This is a genomic window from Caballeronia sp. GAFFF2 (assembly GCF_023631485.1).
GTDB lineage: Bacteria > Pseudomonadota > Gammaproteobacteria > Burkholderiales > Burkholderiaceae > Caballeronia.
Map to the genome: position 1 here is coordinate 82120 of NZ_JALQDA010000035.1, position 19476 is coordinate 101595.

Below are 19476 nucleotides of genomic sequence, written 5' to 3' on the forward strand. Positions count from 1 at the left end.
ATGGCCCGCTTGACGTTCTCACTCTAGTCCCGCTTGATTAACGCCTACTCTTCGATCTTCGAAATCGCCGAAGTAGCCGGGTCATAACGATAGCCCTTCTGCGCAAGCTGCTGGACCATCTTGTCGCCGATCACCCTTTGCTGCGCTTCACGCAACACGAGTTCATGGTCCGGCTTGAGCCGTTCGAGTTCCAGCGCAAGCCGGCGCATGAGCGCGACTTCGCCGGTGCTGCGTGCATCGATGAAGAGCAGTTTCTCGTTCGCGCCGTCGAGCCGCTGTTTCAGGTCCTTGGCATAACTGACCCATTCTTCGGCCTGCGTGCGCAGCTTGTCGTAGGCCTTCGTATGATCCTTGGCTTGTGTCGTGATCTGCCGTTGCAAAGCGGCGATCTCGCCTTCCACCGCGACGCCGCGTGCCTCGAGTTCCATGCGCTGCGAGGCGTGAGTGCTTCTTGCATCGGCTTCGCGTTGTTCCTGTTCGGCCAAACGCTCCTGCAGCAATGCCGCCTGCTGTTCGGCATTCTCCGCGCGCTCGCGGGCAGCGGCGGCATCTTGCGCGCGCTGGGCGGCGTCGGCGCTTGCCGCGTCCTTTTGCTCGTTCAACGCGCTGATCTGCGAACGCGCCGCTTCGAGTTCTCGTGCGACACGCTGAAGCTCGCCGGACTGCGCCGTGGCTTCATCGTGCTTGGCCGCGTGAGCCTGTTGCAACTCGTTTAGCGCGCCGCGTGCCGCGTCGAGTTCGACTTCGAGTTCCGCGATACGCGCAAAACGCTCGTTCGCTTGCTGCTCGACCGCCGCCACGCGTTCGGCGGTAACGCCCGCTTCATGCGCGTAGCGTTGCGCTTCATCGGATTTCGCCTGGCTTTCATGCTGCAGCGCCTCGGCTCTTTGACGCGCCTCGTCGCGTTGTCGAACGAGGCTGGCAATCTCGTCGTCCTTGCTCGCGACATGCGCGCTCAGCGCTTCATGCGCCTGCCGCACGTCGTCGCGCTCGCTCACGAAGCGCGCGATCTCCTCGTCCTTTTGCGAGACGGCCGCGTGCAAGGCATCGTTGTGCTCCTGGACGATGCGCGCGATCTCCTCGTGCTTGCCGACTGTCGCCGCGTTCAACGCGTCGTCCCGTTCGCGGACGATTCGCGCAATCTCGTCGTCCTTCGCCGCGACGGATGCCGTGAGCGCCTCATGCGCATGGCGCGCTTCGTCCCGCTCCCGTGCAATTCGGGCGAGCTCGTCATCCTTATCCGAGATCGACGCGGCCAACGCTTCCTGCGAACGCTGCGCTTCCTCGAAGGAGGCGATCGCCGCTGCAAGCCTGCCCTGCTCCATCGATTCCCGCTGCGTCAGTTCCTCGACGCGCCGTTCGGCGGTCTCGGCGCGGGCGCTCACATCGGCAAGCGCACTGCGCAGATGTTCGACCGTCTGTTCCGAAGCCTGTAACGCCTGCGCCAGATTGTTGCGCTGCTGGCGCTCGCGGCCGGCTTCCTCGTCGGCCTGCTGGAAACCGGCGAGCGCTTCGTCGCGTTCCGCGAGCGTGGCCGTAAGCCGCTGATCCAACGTGCGTAATTGCGGTTGGAAGCGTTGCCCGGCCTGTTGATGCGCGCCCGCCCAAAGCTGATGCGCCGCGTTCAGAAGCGTCTCGGCGACGCCTTGCGGCAAGCTCGCTTCGTCGTCGACGGGTGCGGGCGCGGCTTGCGGCTCCTGTGCCGCTTTCCAGCGCTGCAACGCGTTTGCCACCTCGATGATGGAGCCGCTGCGGATTTCGTTCCAGACGGTCAATGGCGACAACTCGCGGCCTTCTCCGCTCAACCGTTGCGCGATCGATGCGACCTGTTGATCCGTAATGGTGCTTGACTCTGACATGTGCCCCTCAACACTGTATTTGCCTGATAAAACATCGACTGGCGTAACGTTACTACGTTCGCCGCGAGATCCGTCATTTTCCGTGCACGGCGCGGTGCCTGCCATCGCGCGAAGCCGCGCTCGCGGCGCAGCAGGATCGTCCTAGCCCGGGTCGTTCGCGGCTGTCAAAGTAGCATGCGTCCCCGTCCCTGGAGTGCGCCGTGTCCGTTGCCGAAATACGCTCAACCATTCTGTACCGACCCTTCGAAGCCCGCGACATCGACGCCGCGCATGCGCTGTCGGTCGAAGTGAAATGGCCGCACCGCGCCGACGACTGGCGCTTCGTTCTCGACGCTGGCGCCGGCTTCATCGCGCAGGAAGGCGAGCGCGTGGTCGGCACCGCCCTCTACTGGAAGTTCGGCGAGGATGCCGGCTCGCTCGGCATGGTCATCGTCGCGCCCGACCGGCAAGGGCACGGCATCGGGCGAAAGCTGATGGAACTGCTGCTCGATGCGCTCGGCTCCCGCGTCACCCTCCTGCACGCGACGCCCGCCGGACAGCCGCTCTACGCCAAACTCGGTTTCGAGCCAATCGGCACCTTGCATCAACATCAATCGGCCGATTTTCGCGCACCCGCCATTTTGCTGCAGGCCGGTGAAAGCCTGCGTCCGCTCGAATTTGCCGATACGCCGCGTCTCGCCGAACTGGCATCGCGCGCGGCCGGTGTGGATCGCGGCGCGATTCTGCAGCAACTGCTCGGCGTGGCGCAAGGCGTCGCGCTGGAATCCGCCGGCGAGATCGTCGGCTTCGCGCTGATGCGGCCATTCGGGCGCGGCCACGCCATCGGTCCGGTCATCGCCACGGGCGAAGGTCAGGAACGGTTGCAGCGCGCGCAGGCGCTGGTTGCGCATTGGCTTGCCGCCAACGAAGGCGCCTTTACCCGCATGGATACGCCGGGCGATAGCGGCCTCACGCCGTGGCTCGAAGAACTGGGACTCAGGCAGGTCGATGCGGTCGTCAAGATGGCGCGCAATGGTGCGCCGCGGCCGGACGCGTCTGTGGGCCAGTTCGGCATCGTCAATCAGGCAGTGGGTTGAATACGATGGCTCTTCTCTATAAGGCCGACCCCGAGCGCGGCAGACAGTGGGCGCAGCTTTTCGCCAGCAAGGCGCCCGAGACACCGTTTCGCCTGTGGCCGGATATCGGCGATGCCGCGTCCATCCGCTATCTGGCCGCATGGCAACCGCCCGCCGACCTCACGCGCGCGCTGCCGAATCTCGAAGTGATCTTCTCGGTGGGCGCGGGCATCGACCAGTTCGATCTGTCCGCCGTGCCGTCCGGCATCGCCGTGGTGCGGATGGTCGAGCCGGGCATCGTCGAGGGCATGGTCGAATACGTGACGCAGGCGGTGCTCACCGTGCATCGCGATCTCTTCGACTACGCGGCGCAGCAACGCGAACGCGTATGGCGTGAAATGCCGGTGCGCGCGGCATCCACGCGGCGTGTCGGCGTGCTGGGCCTCGGCATGCTCGGCACGGCCGTGCTGAAACAGTTGCACCGTTTCGGCTTTGCGTGCGCGGGCTGGAGCCGCTCGGCGCATGAACTGGAAGGCATCGAATGTCATGCGGGTGTCGAGTCGCTCGATGCCTTCCTCGCCCGCACCGATGTGCTCGTGTGCCTCTTGCCGCTCACCGACTCCACGCGCGGCCTGCTGAATAAGCGCGTGTTCGCCGCGCTGCCGCCAGGCGCGTCGTTCATCAACGTCGGGCGCGGTCCGCAAGTGAATCAGGACGATTTGCTCGATGCGCTCGATAGCGGCCATCTGCACGCCGCCATTCTCGATGTCACCGATCCCGAGCCTTTGCCCGACACGCATCCGTTCTGGATGCATCCGCGCGTGCGTCTGACGCCGCATATCGCGAGCGCGACGCGGCCGGAAACAGCGGTGGACGTGGTGCTCGACAATTTGCGCCGGCATCGCGAAGGGCAGCCGATGATCGGTCAGATAGACCGCAGCCGGGGCTACTGAGGCGCCTCAGCACAAAATGCTGCGCACGCCCCGCAAAACGCCGCATATTTGCTTTTCCGCGATTTATTTGGCGATGCGCCCGACGGCGCTCCCCCGATAGTATGGAACGGTCCAGCTTACTTCCGAGAAGAGCCCGCTCATGTCGAATCAATCCAAGCAAGCCCTGGTCGAATCCGACCGCAAACATCTGATTCACCCAGTCGCAAGCTACCGCGCCCATGAAGCGCGCGGCGTCACCGTGCTCGATTCGGCGGACGGCGTCTTCTTGCGCGATATCGAAGGCAAGGAACTGCTCGACGCGTTCTCCGGCCTCTGGTGCGTGAACACGGGCTATGGTCATGCGAGCATCGTCGAGGCGGCCTCGAAACAGATGGCGCGTCTGCCTTACGCCACCGGCTACTTCCACTTCGGCTCCGAACCGGCTATCGAACTGGCCGAAAAGCTGGTCGATCTCGCGCCGGCATCGCTTACGCATGTGTACTTCACGCTCGGCGGCTCGGATGCGGTCGATTCCGCGCTGCGCTTCATCACGCACTACTACAACGCGACCGGCCGTCCGGCGAAGAAGCACTTCATCGCGCTGGAACGCGGCTATCACGGATCGTCGTCGGTTGGTGCGGGGCTGACCGCGCTGCCCGCGTTCCATCGCAACTTCGATCTGCCGCTCGCGACGCAGCATCACATTCCCTCGCCGTATGCGTATCGCAACGACTACGCGGACGACAACGCGCTCATCACCGCGTCGGTGGCGGCGCTGCGGGCCAAGGTGGAAGCGCTCGGCGCGGAGAACGTCGCCGCCTTCTTCTGCGAGCCCATTCAAGGTTCGGGCGGCGTGATCGTGCCGCCTGTCGGCTGGCTCAAGGCCATGCGCGAAGCATGCCGCCAACTGGACATCCTCTTCGTCGCCGATGAAGTCATCACCGGCTTCGGGCGCACCGGCCCGCTCTTCGCGTGCGAAGGCGAAGGCGTGGAACCGGACTTGATGACGGTCGCCAAGGGCCTGACGGCAGGTTACGCGCCGATGGGCGCCGTCCTCATGTCCGATGCCGTCTATCAAGGCATCGCGTCGGGTACGAACAATGGCGTGGCCGTGGGTCACGGTCACACTTATTCGGCGCATCCGGTGAGCGCGGCGATCGGTCTCGAAGTCATGCGGCTTTATCACGAAGGCGGACTGCTCGCAAACGGCCAGGCGCGGGCGCCGCGCTTTGCCGAAGGGCTCGATTCGCTGCTTGCGCATCCGCTCGTCGGACATTCGCGGCATCGCGGTCTGCTCGGCGCGCTCGAACTCGTAGCCGACAAAGAGACCAAGCGCGGCTTCGACGCCTCGCTCAAACTGCCGGACCGCATCGCCGCTGCCGCCTACGGCAACGGCCTCGTGTTCCGCGCGTTCGGCGACAACATCCTCGGCTTTGCACCGGCGTTGTGCTACACGGAAGCCAATTTCGACATGATGTTCGAGCGTCTCACGAAGACACTCGACGACGTCCTCGCACAAGCGGAAGTGCGCGCGGCGCTGGGCGGCGCGGCAGGCGGTGCAACGGGATTTAATCGTCGCGTGGCTGCGTGATACCATCGACCGACTTCTCCGACATGTCCCGCCCCGCCTCCCACGATGAGCACCGACTGCAAGCTGGACCGAATCGACCTGCGCATCCTCTCGCAATTGCAAAAGCGCGGACGCATCACCAATGTCGAACTCGCCGATGCAGTCGGCTTATCGCCAAGCCCTTGCCTGATTCGCGTGAAGCGTCTGGAAAAGGCGGGCTATATCGTGGGCTACGGCGCGCAGATTCAATTGGAGAAGCTCGGCGACATTCAGGTGGTCTTCACCGAAGTCACGCTGGCGGATCACCGGCGCGAAGACTTCATCAAGTTCGTGAATGCGGTGAAAGACGTGGACGAGATCGTCGAATGTCATCTGGCGAGCGGCGGCTACGACTATCTGCTGAAGTTCGTCACGCGCAGCGTGAGCCATTATCAAAACATCGTCGAAGGGCTGCTGGAGCGGGATATCGGCATCGAGAAGTACTTCAGCTACGTCATCATCAAGACGGCGTTCGCGAAAACGCATTACCCGCTCGAAACGCTCTTCTCGCCAAGCCAGCACTGACCACCGCAACGCGCATTCACGCGCGTTGTTATCCTTGTTTCCTGTATTGAAGCTTCGAACGCTCGCGCCGCGGGCGGGTCGGCGCACGACCCTCGCGCGCGTGGTTCCTGACTAAACGAAAGCGGAGATCCTCATGTCCAGCAAATATCGTATTGCGGTTATTCCCGGCGATGGCATCGGCAAGGAAGTGATGCCCGAAGCCATTCGCGTGCTCGATGCCGTGAGCAAGCGCTTTGACATTGCGCTCGAATACAAACATATCGAATGGGCGAGCTGTGATTACTACGCGGCGCACGGCCAGATGATGCCCGACGACTGGAAGGCGCAATTGCAGGACACGGACGCCATTCTGTTCGGCGCGGTGGGCTGGCCGCAGACCGTGCCCGATCATATTTCGCTGTGGGGTTCGCTGCTCAAGTTTCGCCGCGAGTTCGACCAGTACATCAACCTGCGTCCCGCGCGTCTTTTCGAAGGCGTGCCCTCGCCGCTCGCGAATCGCAAGGCGGGCGACATCGACTTCATGATCGTGCGTGAAAACACCGAAGGCGAGTATTCGTCGGTCGGCGGCGCGATGTTCGAGGGCACGGAACGCGAGTTCGTCTCGCAGACCTCCATCTTCACGCGCAAGGGCGCGGAGCGCGTGCTGAAGTTCGCGTTCGATCTCGCGCAACGCCGCGAAAAGACCATCACCGTGGCGACCAAGAGCAACGGTATCTCGATCAGCATGCCGTGGTGGGATGCGCGTGCCGCGGAGATCGCGGAGCAGTATCCGGACGTCAAGTGGGACAAGCAGCATATCGACATTCTGTGCGCGCGCTTCGTCTTGAGCCCGGATCGCTTCGATGTGGTCGTTGCCACCAATCTCTTCGGCGACATTCTTTCGGACCTCGGGCCGGCGTGCACCGGAACCATCGGCATCGCGCCTTCGGCCAACATGAATCCAGAGCGCAACTTCCCGTCGCTGTTCGAGCCGGTGCATGGTTCGGCGCCCGATATCGCGGGCAAGGGCGTTGCGAACCCGATCGCCATGATCTGGTCGGCCGCGATGATGCTCGACTTCCTCGGCAACGGCACGGGCAAGGAGCGCGAGGCCCACGACGCGATCCTCGCCGCCATCGAGGCAACGCTCAAGGAAGGCCCGCACACCGGCGACCTGGGCGGGAAGGCGAACACGACGCAAGTCGGGCAAGCCGTCGCGCAACGTCTGCTTTAAAGGAGCCGCCATGAGCCATACATTGAGCGATCTGATCCGCGCCGATAATTTCATCGATGGCAAATGGGTGGCGGCCGCCGACGGCAAGCGCTTTGCCGTGACGAACCCGGCGACGGGCGAAGTCATCGTCGAAGTAGCCGACAGCGGCGCCGCCGATGCCCGCGCCGCCACCGATGCCGCCGCGCGCGCGTTTCCCGCTTGGCGCGACACGCTGCCGAAGGATCGCGCGGCGGTGCTGCACCGCTGGCACACGCTGATCGTCGAGAATGCCGACGCGCTCGGCGAGCTCATCTCGCTCGAACAAGGCAAGCCGCTTGCCGAAGGTCGCGGCGAAGTGCTGTACGGCGCGTCTTATGTGGCGTGGTTCGCCGACGAAGCCACGCGCATTTACGGCGACATCATTCCGCAACAGCAGCGCGGCAAGCGCATGAGCGCGGTGAAGGAGCCGGTGGGAATCGTCGCGGCCATCACGCCGTGGAACTTTCCGCTCGCGATGATCGCGCGCAAGATCGCGCCCGCGCTCGCGGCGGGCTGCACGGTCGTCGGCAAGCCAGCCGAAGACACGCCGCTGACCGCGCTTGCGCTCGTCATGCTCGCGCACGAGGCGGGCGTGCCGGCGGGCGCGTTGAATCTCATCAGTTCGTCGCGGGAGAGCGCGGTGCCCGCGGTCGCCGACTGGCTTCAGGACAGCCGCGTACGCAAAATCACCTTCACGGGTTCGACTCCTGTCGGCAAGTATCTCGCGCGCGAGTCGGCGGATACGCTGAAAAAGCTCTCGCTCGAACTCGGCGGCAATGCGCCTTTCATCGTGTTCGATGACGCCGATCTCGACGCGGCGGTGACCGGCCTGATGGCCTCGAAATTCCGTAACGGCGGACAGACCTGCGTGTGCCCGAATCGCGTGTTCGTGCAGTCCGGCGTGTACGAGCGCTTCGCGGACTTGCTCAGTAACCGCGTCGCTGCATTGAAGGTTGCGCCCGCGACCGACCCGAAAGCGCAGATCGGCCCGATGATCAACTCGCGCGCGGTCGACAAGATCGCCCGCCATGTCGAGGACGCCGTCGCGCGCGGCGCACGCGTGCTCGCGGGCGGCAAGCGGCTCACGGAACTCGGGGCGAACTACTACGCGCCGACCGTGCTCGCCGATGCCACGCCCGACATGCAACTGAGCTGCGAGGAAACCTTCGGTCCTGTCGTGCCGCTCTTTCGTTTCGACGACGAGGCCGAAGGCATTCGCGCCGCCAACGACACGCCCTTCGGCCTCGCATCGTACTTCTACAGCCAGGACGTGAAGCGCATCGACCGCGTGGCACGTGCGCTCGAAGCGGGCATCGTCGGCATCAACGAAGGCGCGCTCGCGAGCGAAGCCGCGCCTTTCGGCGGCGTGAAGGAATCGGGCTACGGCCGCGAAGGCTCGAAGTACGGCCTCGACGACTATCTGTCGATCAAATATCTCTGTCAGGGCGGTCTCGAATGAACGCGACGGCTTATCCCATTCAGGTCACGTTTCCGGACATCGGCGCGCATGAGGCCGGCAACACCGGCATCCCTTATGTGCATACCTTCGATTCGGGCGTGGCCGGTCCTCACGTGATGATCAACGCGCTCACGCACGGCAACGAAGTGTGCGGCGCGATTGCAGTCGATGAACTCCTGCGCGCGAAAGTGCGTCCGCGGCGCGGCAAGCTCACGCTCGCGTTTGCGAATGTCGATGCCTATCGACGCTTCGATGCCGCGAAGCCGGATGCCTCGCGCTTCGTCGATCAGGACTTCAACCGCGTGTGGACCGCGCAGACGCTCGACGACACCTCGCGCGATTCGAGCGAACTGCGCCGCGCCCGCGCGATGCGTCCGGTCATCGACACGGTGGATCTGCTGCTCGACCTGCATTCGATGCACGAGAAGAGCGCGCCGCTGATCGTCGCGGGACCGCTCGATAAAGGCATTGCGCTGTCGGCGCAACTCGGCACGCCCGCGACCGTGATCTGCGACGAAGGCCATCCCGAAGGCCGCCGCATGCGCGATTACGAAGGCTTTGGCGATCCGGCCAGCGAGAAGAACGCGCTTCTGATCGAATGCGGACAGCACTGGGAAGCAAGCGCGGTGGACGTGGCGCGCGACGTCACGGCGCGCTTTCTCCGCCTTGCCGACGTGCTCGATGAGGCCGATCTCCCCATTGGATGGATCAAGCCGTCACCGCCGGAGATGCTGATCGTGCGCGTGACGGAACCTGTCGTGGCAAAGAGCCTCGACTTCCGTTTCGCCGATGCCTACACCGGACTCGAAGTCTTTCCGGAAGCCGGTAGCGTGATCGGCTGGTCCGAAGGCGAAGCGGTCCGCACGCCCTATGCCGATTGCATGCTCGTCATGCCTTCGCTGCGCCAATTGCGCGCGGGCGTGACGGTGGTGAGGCTTGGGAAGATAGAACAGCGTATCGCTGCATCGCAATAACATTCGATCGACAAGACACGACCATATGAAAGTTCAGCAGATCAAGCAGAGCATCGGGCTACAAGGCCTGGAAGACTGGGGCACGGCAGGCCTTCCGGGCACACCGCAAATCAGGGTTTCGGGCGTACAGCGCGTGATTCCGGGCAGCGAGAACATCGACACCGGCGTGTTCGAATGCACGCCGGGCACGTATCGTCGCTCGGTCAAGGAAGCGGAAGTCATGCACTTTCTTGCCGGAAGCGGACGCTTCACGCCCGATGGCGAAGACACCGTGCACTTCACGGGCGGCGACACGCTGTTTTTCGCGGCGAACACCGAAGGAACATGGGAAGTCGAGGAGACCATGCGCAAGGTCTACGTGATTTTCCAGTGAAGCGTTTCTTGAATTGCAGGGCATAACCTAGGGTCATGGAGCCTCCAACAATTGCGGCGTTGCTCCAGCGAATTTGACCCAATATATTTTTGCTCAGACCCGCGTCGTTCTTGCGCGATGACATGCTCATCCGCAGTGACGGCGCGACCTGCAAGACGTCCTTCGCTTCAACCTTGTCGAGGAAACGCCGTGATCAATATTGCAAGGTTCAGTTGTTCCCGTCTCACGCTTCGCCCGCTTGCCATGACTTTCGCGCTTGGCATGGCCCTGGGCGGCGCGGCACCGGCTTTTGCCGCGGGCAGCATCACTTTCGTGTCGCAAGGCGGCGCTTATCAGGAAGCGCAGACCAAGGCGATTCTCGATCCCGCTGCAAAAGAACTCGGCATCACGATCAAGCAGGACAGCATTCCGGATGCATGGCCGCAAGTCAAAGCGCAAGCCGCTACCGGCAAGCCGATCTGGGACGTGATCGATACCCCGACGTCGAACTGTCTGCGCGGCGGGCGCGAAGGCTTGCTCGAAAAGCTCGACTTCTCGAAGATCCCCAACGCGGCCGCGATGCCCGAGCAATACCGCACGCCCTATTCGGCGGCGTACGAGTTTTATTCGACCGTCATCGGCTACAACAAGAAAACGCTCAAGAAGGTGCCGCAAAGCTGGAAGGACTTCTGGGACGTGAAAGGTTTCCCCGGCACGCGCGCCTTGCGCAACGACCCGCAGACCGTGCTCGAAGCCGCTTTGCTCGCGGACGGCGTGGCGCGCGACAAGCTCTATCCGCTCGATGTCGATCGCGCGTTCAGGAAGCTCGAAGAGATCAAGCCGAACATCACGGTATGGTGGACCTCGGGCGGCCAGTCGGCGCAGTTGCTGCACGACGGCGAAGTCGACATGACGATGATCTGGAACGGCCGCGCGAGCGCCGTGCGCAAGGACGATCCGAACGTGGACTTCACCTTCAACGACGGCATCCTGCAGAACACGCAGTTGTGCATCCTGAAGAACGCGCCGAACCTCAACGATGCGGTGCGCTTCCTCAATACCGCGCTTTCGCCGGAATTGCAGGCGAACCTGCCGACGTATATCGATTACGGTCCGGGCAATCCGGCCGCGTTCAAGACCGGCAGGATCAGCGAGAAGCGCGCATCCGAGCTGCCGAGTTCACCGGCCAATGCCGCGAAACAAGCGCTGATGCAGGAAGAGTGGTGGGCATCGGACCCGGGCATTCAGGCCAAGGCGCGGTGGCTCAAGTTCATGCAGTGAACGTGCAGCGCGCGCGTTCCGGCATGATCGATTATCTGATTCTCGGCGGCGGCTCGGCGGGCTGCGTGCTGGCCGCGCGCCTGTCGGAGGACGCAGGCAGGCACATATGCCTCGTCGAGGCGGGCCGCGACATCTCCGCGAGCACCATGCCGGACGCGGTTCGCAGCCGCTATCCGGGGCGCGCTTATCTCGATACGAACAACATCTGGCGGCAGTTGAAGGCCCGCATGAGCGCGCTCGCGCCCGTTCGACGTTATGAGCAAGCGCGCATTCTCGGCGGCGGTTCCGCGATCAACGCGCTGATGGCCAATCGCGGCGCGCCCGCCGATTACGACGAGTGGGACACGCTCGGGGCCGATGGCTGGAACTGGCAGAACTGCCTGCCCTACTTCCGCAAGCTCGAAACCGATTGCGACTTCGCCGGCCCCTATCACGGCTCGGACGGACCGCTGCGCATTCAGCGTCCGAAGTGGGCGCGCATCTCGCCGTTCGTGCGCGCCGTGCTGGATACGCTCAGCAAGAGCGGCCATCCATTACATGACGATCAGAACGGGCCCTGGCAAGACGGCGCGTTTATCGGCTCGCTCTCGGTGAGCGCGGCGGGCGAACGTATTCCGACGTCCGTCTGTTATCTCGACGATGCCACTCGCAAGCGCGTGAATCTATCGATCCGCACGGGTCTCGTCGTCGATCGCATTTTGTTCGATGGCAAACGCGCGATCGGTGCGCGCATCCTGCGGCCGGATGGCACGCACGAAGATGTGCACGCGCGGCGCGTGATCGTCTCGGCGGGCGCGATACACAGTCCCGCGTTGCTCATGCGCAGCGGCATCGGGCCGGCGCAAGCGTTGGCTGCGCTCGGCATCGAAGTATGCGCGGACCGGCCGGGCGTGGGCGGCAATCTGATGGAGCATCCGTCGATTGCGGTGTCCGCGTTTTTGCCGCGTTCGGCGCGCACGCCTTATCCCGATGAGCATCACGAGCAGGCGATCGTGCGCTTCTCATCGCATCTCGATGACACCGTGCCCGGCGACATGCACGGCGCGATTCTTTCGCGTTCCGGCTGGCATTCGGTGGGTTATCGGCTCGGCACGATCTTCTTCTGGGTCAACAAGTCGTATTCGCGCGGGCGGGTGACGTTGGCATCGGCGAATCCACTCGATGAACCGAAGGTCGATTTCGCCATGCTTTCCGATACGCGCGACCTCGAACGGCTCAAGCTTGCCTTGCGCTTCGGCGCGCAAACACTTAACGCGGCGTCGATGGATGCGCATCGCGATATCGTGTTTCCGTCGAGCTATTCGCCGCGCGTCGCAGCGGTCGCCGTGCCGGGAATGTGGAACGCGTTGCAGCGCGGCGTGTTGAGTGCGCTGCTGGATGTTGCGGGACCGTTGCGTGGATGGCTGATCCGACGCGTGGTGACGCAGGGCGTGAGTATCGCCGACTTGATGAACGATGACGAAGCGCTCACGCGGTTCGTGACACGATCGGTTGGCGGAACGTGGCATCCGTCGGGCACATGCCGCATGGGCGCTGAAAACGATCCGCTCGCCGTGACTGACGCGCGCGGCGCGGTGTATGGCGTCGATGGTCTTTATGTATGCGACGCCTCGCTGATGCCTTCGATACCCTGTGCCAATACGAATGTGCCGACGATCATGATGGCCGAGCGCGTGGCGGATATGCTGCGGGCGGAGTCGAGCGCCAATCGCTTTGCGAGCGAGGTCGGAGTGGTGGATGGGTATGGGTCGAAGCGGATATCGTAGGGCGCGAGATTGGCGGTCGCGTCACGCGCGCTACGAATCGAGGCGCGTGCGCTTGACTACTCCCCAAACCCCACAATCCCCTTGACCTCCAAAAACGCCTCCAATCCCCACTCCCCATACTCGCGCCCATTCCCCGACTGCTTATATCCGCCAAATGGCGACCCCGCATCCCATGGCGGATAGTTCACATAAACGCTACCCGCGCGCATGCGTAGCGCCACCTTCCGCGCCCGCTCCTTATCCCCGGACTGCACGTAAGCCGCAAGCCCGAACGGCGTATCGTTGGCAATCGCAATTGCTTCTTCGTCATCGCGATACGGCATGATCGCAAGCACCGGCCCGAAGATTTCCTCGCGCGCAATCGTCATCGAAGGATCCACACCAGCGAACACCGTCGGCTTCACGTAGTAACCACGTTCCAACCCGTCCGGACGCCCCAAACCGCCCGCCACCAACTCGGCGCCTTCTTCGATGCCGATGCCAATCAACCGCTGCACGCGCGTGAACTGCACGTCGCTGACGACCGGGCCCATCGTCGTGCCGTCCGCATCGGCGGGGCCGACGCGCTGCTTCGAAGCCGCACGCCGCGCGATCTCCACGGCCTCTGCATGACGCGATGCAGGCACGAGCATGCGCGTGGGCGCATTGCACGACTGACCGCTATTGCCGAAGCACGAGTTCACGCCCGCCGTCACGGCCGCTTCCAGATCGACATCGTCAAGCAGGATGTTCGCCGACTTGCCGCCCAGTTCCTGATGCACGCGCTTCACGGTCGGCGCGGCCAGCTTCGCAATCTCGACTCCCGCGCGCGTCGAGCCAGTGAACGACACCATGTCCACATCTGGATGCGAAGACAGCGCCGCGCCCACGGTCGGACCGTCGCCATTGATGAGATTGAACACGCCCGGCGGCACGCCTGCCGCATCGAGAATCTCGGCAAACAAGAGCGCATTCAGCGGCGATACTTCGCTTGGCTTGAGCACTACCGTGCAACCCGCAGCGAGCGCGGGCGCGACCTTGCAGACGATCTGGTTGATCGGCCAGTTCCACGGCGTGATGAGCGCAGCGACGCCGACCGGTTCGTGGTTGATGAGCGTCGTGCCCTTCCTGCGTTGCCACTGAAAGCGCGTGACCGTGCGCAAGGTCTCTTCGATATGCCGCTTGCCGAGCGACGCCTGCCACGCATGCGATAGCTTGGAAGGCGCGCCGATTTCACGCGTGATGACTTCGGCCATCTCGTCGTAACGCGCAAGGTACGCTTCGAGTATGCGTTCGAGCAACGCGACGCGCTCTGACACCGATGTCCGCGAGTACGTTTCGAATGCACGCCGCGCGGCTGCAACCGCGCGATCGACATCGCGCGCATCGCCGAGCGCGATCTCTGCAAACGCTTCTTCCGTGCAGGGATCGATCACGGGCAGACGTCGCGTGCCGGCCGGTTCGACCCACGCGCCATCGATGTAGAACTGCAATGAGTGTGACATGCGTTGATCCGTTTCTATAAGCGTTAAGTGCGCGCCACCGCCGAGCGCCGGCTCACGACGACGATCATCACGAGGCACAACGTAATCGCCGTGAGCATGGTGCTGATGGCCGCGATGGTCGGATCGATCTCGTCGCGCAAGGTGACGAACATGCGGCGCGTGAGCGTCTGGTTGCTGCCGCCCGAAATGAACAGCGCGACGACGGTTTCATCGAGCGCCTGAATGAAGACGAACACCGCGCCCGAGATCACGCTCGCGCGAATCTGCGGCAGCGTCACCGCCATGAAACTGCGAAAGCGGTTCATGCCGAGACTGCGCGCGACCATTTCCTGCGTGCGGTCGAAGCTGCGCAGATCCGCGCCGACCGAGATGAGCACATAAGGCAGACCCAACATGGTGTCCGCGATGATGAGCCCGCCCAGCGTATTCACGTATCCCGCTTGCGTGAACACGAAGAACACGCCCACCGCGACGATGATGATCGGTACCATCATCGGCAACATGAGGAGCGTGCGCAGATAGCGCATCGACCAGTGCGAGCCGTACTGAATGCCATAAGCCGCCGCAATACCGAGCGGCGTCGCTATCAATGCTGCGCATGTCGATGCGGCGAACGTCGTCTTGGCTGCGTCGATCCACGCGGGGTTGTCGAAGAACGCGTGATACCAGCGCAACGAATACGCGGGCGGCGGAAAGGTCAGAAAGCGCGCATCCGAAAACGACAGCGGCACGACGATCACCACCGGCACCATCAGGAACACGAGGATCAGCAGCACCGATGCGCCGAGTATGATCCGGCCGAGCGACAGTCTCTTCATTTCGCCCCCAGCGTTTTTTCGAGCGGAATCACGCGGCTCGCGAGCCAGAAGATTGCGAAGACACACAGCAACAGCACCACGCTCACCGAACTCGCCGCGCCCCAACTGTTGTAGATCTCCACATTACGGCTGACGATCATGGAGACCATCATCGACTTGCCGCCGCCCATGAGTTCCGGCGTGATATAGAAGCCCAGGCACAACACGAAGACGAGTGTCACGCCCGCGACCACGCCGCCCATCGAGAGCGGCAGGAACACGCGCATGAACACATGCAAGGGCGAACCGCCGAGACTCGCGCCCGCTTGCGACAGGTTCGGCGGAATCTTCTGCATCGCCGAATAGAGCGGCAGCACCATGAAAGGCAAGAGGATATGCACCATCGCGATGATCGTGCCGAACTGGTTATACGAAAGCTGCAAGGGCCGCTCGATCAGCCCCATGCCGAGCAGCGCCTTGTTGATGAGGCCCGTGCGCTGCAACAGCACGAGCCATGCGTAAGTGCGCACGAGCACGCTGGTCCAGAACGGCAGAATGACCATGCCGAGTATCAGCGCGCTCCATCGCGGCGAAACCGATGCCGCGAAATAAGCGACCGGATATCCCAGCAAAAGCGTCACGCCCGTCACGATGATGGACAGCTTGAACGTCAGCAGAAAGGTGTCGAGATAAGCGCCCGTGAAAACGCGCCGATAGTTCACGAGCGTGAACGCGCCTTCGTGATAAATGGACTGCCACGACAGCCACGCGAGCGGCACCACCAGCAGCACGATCACCACGAACAACGCGGGAGCCATGAGCAGCAGCATGGCGCGGTCTTCGCGTCTTTGATGGCGCACCGAGGGGTCGGTTGCGGCGGCATGCATCGGGGTTGCATCCTCTAGTATCCGTTTGGCTATCGTCATCATGCACCCACGGCGTCGAGAAACTGATACCACGCGGCGACGAGCCTCACGCCCGGCGCGCGCAGCGCATGAAAAGGCACCGGCCGCAAGCCGTCTTGCGCGAGCAGCGCGAGATCGGGCTTGTCGCCGAGGGCGAGCGCCGCTGCATGTTGCCCGACGAGGCTCGCCATGGAAATCCCCGCGCCGTTGTAGCCGAGGCAGAACGTGGTGGCGTCGTCGCTACGGCCGACATGCGGCAGCGCGTTGAAGGTCATGCCGACATAGCCCGACCAGCGGTACTCGACCGGCACGCCGTTGAGTTGCGGGAACAGCGCGATCATCGCGCGTTGCAACGCATCGAAGCCGGTTGGCTCGCCCTCCTTGCCGAAGGCATCGCGTCCCCCGAAGAGCATGCGGCCATCCACCTTGCGAAACCACTTCATCATGCGGCGCGTTTCGGCGTAGCTGCGGCGATTGATCATCAACTGCGCGTCGAGGTCGGCGGGAAGCTTCGCGGTTGCGATCATCGCGCTGCGAAACGGCACGAGTTCGCGATGATAGGCGGCGGTGGCATCGGAAAGATTCGAATAAGCGTTGGTCGCGACGATCACCTGTTTCGCGCGCACCGTGCCGCCAGGGGCACGCAAGATCACGCGACGATCGTCCGCGCGCGTCATGTCGATCACTGGTGTCGATTCGAAGATCGGCACGCCGCGCGCAGTCAGACCGTCGGCAAGCCCGCGCACGTATTCCAGCGGCAAGATGGTGCCCGCGTCCGCGCTCAACACGCCGCCCACGAAACCACGCGAACCCGTCTCGTGTTCCACTTCGGCGCGCGACTGCACGCTCATGGTCGTGTCGCCGAGTGTCGTGCGAACCCACTCGGCTTCCGCCCGTATCGAGGCGAAAGCGCGCTCGGTATGAGCGCAACGCAGACTGCCCGTGTGCTCGAATTGCGCGGCCTGCAAACCGAATTCGTCGATGAGCGCTTCCACCGCGCGCACGCCCTCGTGCGCGAGCCGATGCATGCGCTTGGCCATAGCGACGCCATGCGCGCTCGCAATCGACGGAAACGACAGCCTGAATTTCGACGACACCACGCCGCCGTTGCGACCGCTTGCGCCCCATCCGACCGGATTCGCATCGAGCACGGCGCACTCCACGCCGCGCTTTTGCAAGGCATGGGCGGCCGTCAGCCCCGAATAGCCCGCACCGATGATCGCGACTTCCACATCGAGGTCGCGAGCCAAGGGCGCCGTGGCGGCAGCAGGGCCGGCCATCGCCCGCCAGAGCGAGTCGGGTACGGGACGCGGCGTCGTCGGGGCGCGCATGATCAGGCGGCGGCGCGCAGTTCGGCCTCGACCGCATCGGCGAGTGCGCCGAGGGTCGCGAACTTGAACGTCGGCGTCGTCACGTTCTCCGGCACGGGCGTGGCGCCGAAGCCTTTCTGACCTTGACGGCGTTCGATCCAGCACGTCGCATAACCGAGCTTCGTCGCGACGCCGATGTCGTGATACTGGCTCTGCGCCGTATGCAGAATCTCGTCGAACTTGTAGCCGAACGCAGCCTGACGTCCACGGTTGTAAGCGAAGAATTGCGGGTCGGGCTTGGCGACACCGGTTTCATCGCAGCAGACGGTATCGTCGAACGGATTGCCGAGCGTATGCGCATACGCCGACAGTGCGACGCGGTCCGCGTTGGTCATCGCGACGAGCCGGAAGTGCTTGCGCAGGCGCTTCAATGCGGCAACCGAATCTTCGAAGGCGGGCCATTCGAGCACGTCGCGCTGGAACGCGGCAGCCGATTGCGCGTCGTCGGGCAGACCGAGTTCCTTCGCCAGATGCAGATAGACGTTGGCCATCTCATGGCTCGAACGCCCCGGATACTTCGCGCGGCCATCCATGTACGGCGTGAAGATCTGGTCATCGGTCAGGTCCTTTGCCTTCGGGCCGCCCAGACGCCGCACGGAATCGAGCACGCCTTTTTCGAAGTTGATCAGCGTGCCGACGACATCGAACGTCAGGACCTTGAAATCGGTGAGATTCATTGCATCATCCTTTTGCGGGTTGCGTATGAGTTGGCAACATGTGCCAGTCGAATCGCCCGTGCACAGGCGATGAAAAACCGTTCATGCGGGCACGACGATGGTGTCCGCGGGATCGAGCGCCACGATCATCTCGGCGCCCGGCTGGGGAATGCGGCGGCGCGCCTCGAAGCTGCCGGGCTGTCTCAGGCTGATGGCCGTGCCGTCTGCGAGCACCGCGAACACGCGCAGACTTTCGCCCTGATAAAGCACTTCGGTCACGCGACAGGAAAAGCGGTTGGCGTTTGCTTGCGCGTCGCCATGCGCGATGAAAAGCTTCTCCGTCTGCACCGCGAGCAAGAGCTTCTCGCCGCGTGGCAACGGGTGCGCCGTGCGCAAGACCGTGTTGCCGAGACGCACGGCGTCGTCGCCCGCGCGGCTCACGTCGAGCAAGGTCGCCTCGCCGATGAAGCTCGCGACGAACGCATCGCAAGGACGGTCGTAGAGACGCTCGGGCGTGTCGATCTGCACGAGCTTGCCGTCTTTGAGCACGGCCACGCGGTCGCTCATGGTGAGCGCCTCGCGCTGATCGTGCGTCACGTTGACAATGGTCGCGCCAAGCCGCCGATGCAGCCGCCGCAGCTCGATCTGCATGGTCTCGCGCAATTGCTTGTCGAGCGCGGAGAGCGGCTCGTCCATCAGGATCAGTTGCGGCTCGAAGACCATCGCGCGGGCGAGCGCCACGCGTTGCTTCTGCCCGCCCGACAACTGGTCGATGCCGCGATTCTCGTAGCCCGCGAGTTCGACCATCGCCAGGGCATCGGCGACCTTCTTCGGCCAGGTGGATTTCGGCTCGCGTCGCGCACGCAGGGAGAACGCGACGTTCTCGCCCACCGTCATATGCGGAAAGAGCGCGTAGTTCTGGAACACGATGCCGATATCGCGCTTGTGCGGCGGCGCAAATGTAATGTCGCGCTCGCCGACCCAGACGCTTCCGGACGTTGGCTGCACGAAGCCGCCGAGAATGCCTAGCAGCGTGGTCTTGCCCGAACCCGACGGGCCGAGCAACGAGACGAATTCGCCCGGCGCGATGTCGAGAGAAACATCGTCGAGTGCGGCCAGCGCGCCGTAGCGCTTGGTTGCCGACCTGATCGATACGCCGGTTTTCGCTCGTGCATCCATGAGTGTCGTCTCGTGTCTTCGGGCTTGAGGATTAAGAAAAAT

17 protein-coding genes are annotated in these 19476 nt (G+C 63.6%); 10 read left to right on the top strand and 7 right to left on the bottom strand.

What is annotated here, in order from left to right; all coding sequences use genetic code 11:
- Positions 1-44: 44 nt before the first annotated feature.
- Complete coding sequence (locus NCT04_RS26525; protein WP_250468424.1) at positions 45-1859, bottom strand: DNA-binding protein; 1815 nt, start codon at positions 1857-1859, stop codon at positions 45-47.
- A 200-nt stretch (positions 1860-2059) separates the two neighbouring features.
- Here NCT04_RS26525 and NCT04_RS26530 point away from each other — a divergent pair, with 200 nt between their 5' ends.
- The 10 genes from NCT04_RS26530 (at position 2060) to NCT04_RS26575 (ending at position 13043) form a co-directional block, all read left to right on the top strand.
- Positions 2060-2935, top strand: coding sequence for a GNAT family N-acetyltransferase (locus tag NCT04_RS26530; protein ID WP_250468425.1), 876 nt, complete (start codon positions 2060-2062; stop codon positions 2933-2935).
- Positions 2936-2940: 5 nt separating this feature from the next.
- Positions 2941-3867 (top strand): 2-hydroxyacid dehydrogenase, encoded by a 927-nt coding sequence (locus NCT04_RS26535; RefSeq protein WP_250468426.1) that lies wholly within the window; start codon positions 2941-2943, stop codon positions 3865-3867.
- A gap of 139 nt (positions 3868-4006) precedes the next feature.
- A complete protein-coding gene (locus NCT04_RS26540; RefSeq protein WP_250468427.1) occupies positions 4007-5437 on the top strand; it encodes an aspartate aminotransferase family protein in 1431 nt (476 codons plus the stop codon).
- Positions 5438-5482: 45 nt separating this feature from the next.
- Positions 5483-5980 carry an Lrp/AsnC family transcriptional regulator gene (locus tag NCT04_RS26545; RefSeq protein ID WP_244830135.1) on the top strand — a complete coding sequence of 166 codons (498 nt, stop codon included), beginning with the start codon at positions 5483-5485 and terminating at the stop codon, positions 5978-5980.
- A 133-nt stretch (positions 5981-6113) separates the two neighbouring features.
- The gene (locus NCT04_RS26550) at positions 6114-7193 is read left to right on the top strand and encodes a tartrate dehydrogenase (protein ID WP_244830134.1); all 1080 of its coding nucleotides are present in this window, start codon (positions 6114-6116) and stop codon (positions 7191-7193) included.
- Positions 7194-7203: 10 nt separating this feature from the next.
- Positions 7204-8670 carry an NAD-dependent succinate-semialdehyde dehydrogenase gene (locus NCT04_RS26555; protein ID WP_250468428.1) on the top strand — a complete coding sequence of 489 codons (1467 nt, stop codon included), beginning with the start codon at positions 7204-7206 and terminating at the stop codon, positions 8668-8670.
- The gene (locus tag NCT04_RS26560) at positions 8667-9644 is read left to right on the top strand and encodes a M14 family metallopeptidase (RefSeq protein ID WP_250468429.1); all 978 of its coding nucleotides are present in this window, start codon (positions 8667-8669) and stop codon (positions 9642-9644) included. The genes NCT04_RS26555 and NCT04_RS26560 overlap by 4 nt, the downstream gene beginning before the upstream one ends.
- A gap of 25 nt (positions 9645-9669) precedes the next feature.
- Positions 9670-10017 (top strand): cupin domain-containing protein, encoded by a 348-nt coding sequence (locus NCT04_RS26565; protein ID WP_244830131.1) that lies wholly within the window; start codon positions 9670-9672, stop codon positions 10015-10017.
- A 243-nt stretch (positions 10018-10260) separates the two neighbouring features.
- Positions 10261-11277 (top strand): ABC transporter substrate-binding protein, encoded by a 1017-nt coding sequence (locus NCT04_RS26570; RefSeq protein ID WP_250468430.1) that lies wholly within the window; start codon positions 10261-10263, stop codon positions 11275-11277.
- Between the two features lie 23 nt (positions 11278-11300).
- Positions 11301-13043, top strand: a complete 1743-nt coding sequence (locus tag NCT04_RS26575; RefSeq protein ID WP_250469489.1) for a GMC family oxidoreductase — start codon at positions 11301-11303, stop codon at positions 13041-13043.
- A 56-nt stretch (positions 13044-13099) separates the two neighbouring features.
- Here the strand turns inward: NCT04_RS26575 and NCT04_RS26580 are convergent, their stop codons facing one another.
- From NCT04_RS26580 to NCT04_RS26605, 6 genes are all read right to left on the bottom strand, one after another.
- Positions 13100-14527 (bottom strand): aldehyde dehydrogenase family protein, encoded by a 1428-nt coding sequence (locus tag NCT04_RS26580; RefSeq protein ID WP_250468431.1) that lies wholly within the window; start codon positions 14525-14527, stop codon positions 13100-13102.
- 23 nt (positions 14528-14550) lie between these two features.
- Positions 14551-15345, bottom strand: coding sequence for an ABC transporter permease (locus NCT04_RS26585; protein WP_250468432.1), 795 nt, complete (start codon positions 15343-15345; stop codon positions 14551-14553).
- A complete protein-coding gene (locus tag NCT04_RS26590) occupies positions 15342-16211 on the bottom strand; it encodes an ABC transporter permease (protein WP_370652234.1) in 870 nt (289 codons plus the stop codon). Before NCT04_RS26590 ends, NCT04_RS26585 begins: the two co-directional genes overlap by 4 nt.
- A 38-nt stretch (positions 16212-16249) precedes the next feature.
- Positions 16250-17560, bottom strand: a complete 1311-nt coding sequence (locus tag NCT04_RS26595; RefSeq protein WP_250468433.1) for an NAD(P)/FAD-dependent oxidoreductase — start codon at positions 17558-17560, stop codon at positions 16250-16252.
- Between the two features lie 2 nt (positions 17561-17562).
- On the bottom strand, positions 17563-18276 hold the full coding sequence (locus NCT04_RS26600; protein ID WP_250468434.1) for an HAD-IA family hydrolase: 714 nt from the start codon (positions 18274-18276) through the stop codon (positions 17563-17565).
- A gap of 81 nt (positions 18277-18357) precedes the next feature.
- Entirely contained in the window at positions 18358-19434 is a 1077-nt protein-coding gene (locus NCT04_RS26605) for an ABC transporter ATP-binding protein (RefSeq protein ID WP_250468435.1), read from the bottom strand.
- Between the last annotated feature and the right edge of the window lie 42 nt (positions 19435-19476).

Coding starts and splice junctions, on each gene's coding strand:
- NCT04_RS26525 (WP_250468424.1), bottom strand. CDS start 1,859: ATGTCAGAGTCAAGCACCATTACGGATCAACAGGTCGCATCGATCGCG.
- NCT04_RS26535 (WP_250468426.1), top strand. CDS start 2,941: ATGGCTCTTCTCTATAAGGCCGACCCCGAGCGCGGCAGACAGTGGGCG.
- NCT04_RS26540 (WP_250468427.1), top strand. CDS start 4,007: ATGTCGAATCAATCCAAGCAAGCCCTGGTCGAATCCGACCGCAAACAT.
- NCT04_RS26545 (WP_244830135.1), top strand. CDS start 5,483: ATGAGCACCGACTGCAAGCTGGACCGAATCGACCTGCGCATCCTCTCG.
- NCT04_RS26550 (WP_244830134.1), top strand. CDS start 6,114: ATGTCCAGCAAATATCGTATTGCGGTTATTCCCGGCGATGGCATCGGC.
- NCT04_RS26555 (WP_250468428.1), top strand. CDS start 7,204: ATGAGCCATACATTGAGCGATCTGATCCGCGCCGATAATTTCATCGAT.
- NCT04_RS26560 (WP_250468429.1), top strand. CDS start 8,667: ATGAACGCGACGGCTTATCCCATTCAGGTCACGTTTCCGGACATCGGC.
- NCT04_RS26565 (WP_244830131.1), top strand. CDS start 9,670: ATGAAAGTTCAGCAGATCAAGCAGAGCATCGGGCTACAAGGCCTGGAA.
- NCT04_RS26570 (WP_250468430.1), top strand. CDS start 10,261: ATGACTTTCGCGCTTGGCATGGCCCTGGGCGGCGCGGCACCGGCTTTT.
- NCT04_RS26575 (WP_250469489.1), top strand. CDS start 11,301: ATGATCGATTATCTGATTCTCGGCGGCGGCTCGGCGGGCTGCGTGCTG.
- NCT04_RS26580 (WP_250468431.1), bottom strand. CDS start 14,527: ATGTCACACTCATTGCAGTTCTACATCGATGGCGCGTGGGTCGAACCG.
- NCT04_RS26585 (WP_250468432.1), bottom strand. CDS start 15,345: ATGAAGAGACTGTCGCTCGGCCGGATCATACTCGGCGCATCGGTGCTG.
- NCT04_RS26590 (WP_370652234.1), bottom strand. CDS start 16,211: ATGCATGCCGCCGCAACCGACCCCTCGGTGCGCCATCAAAGACGCGAA.
- NCT04_RS26595 (WP_250468433.1), bottom strand. CDS start 17,560: ATGCGCGCCCCGACGACGCCGCGTCCCGTACCCGACTCGCTCTGGCGG.
- NCT04_RS26600 (WP_250468434.1), bottom strand. CDS start 18,276: ATGAATCTCACCGATTTCAAGGTCCTGACGTTCGATGTCGTCGGCACG.
- NCT04_RS26605 (WP_250468435.1), bottom strand. CDS start 19,434: ATGGATGCACGAGCGAAAACCGGCGTATCGATCAGGTCGGCAACCAAG.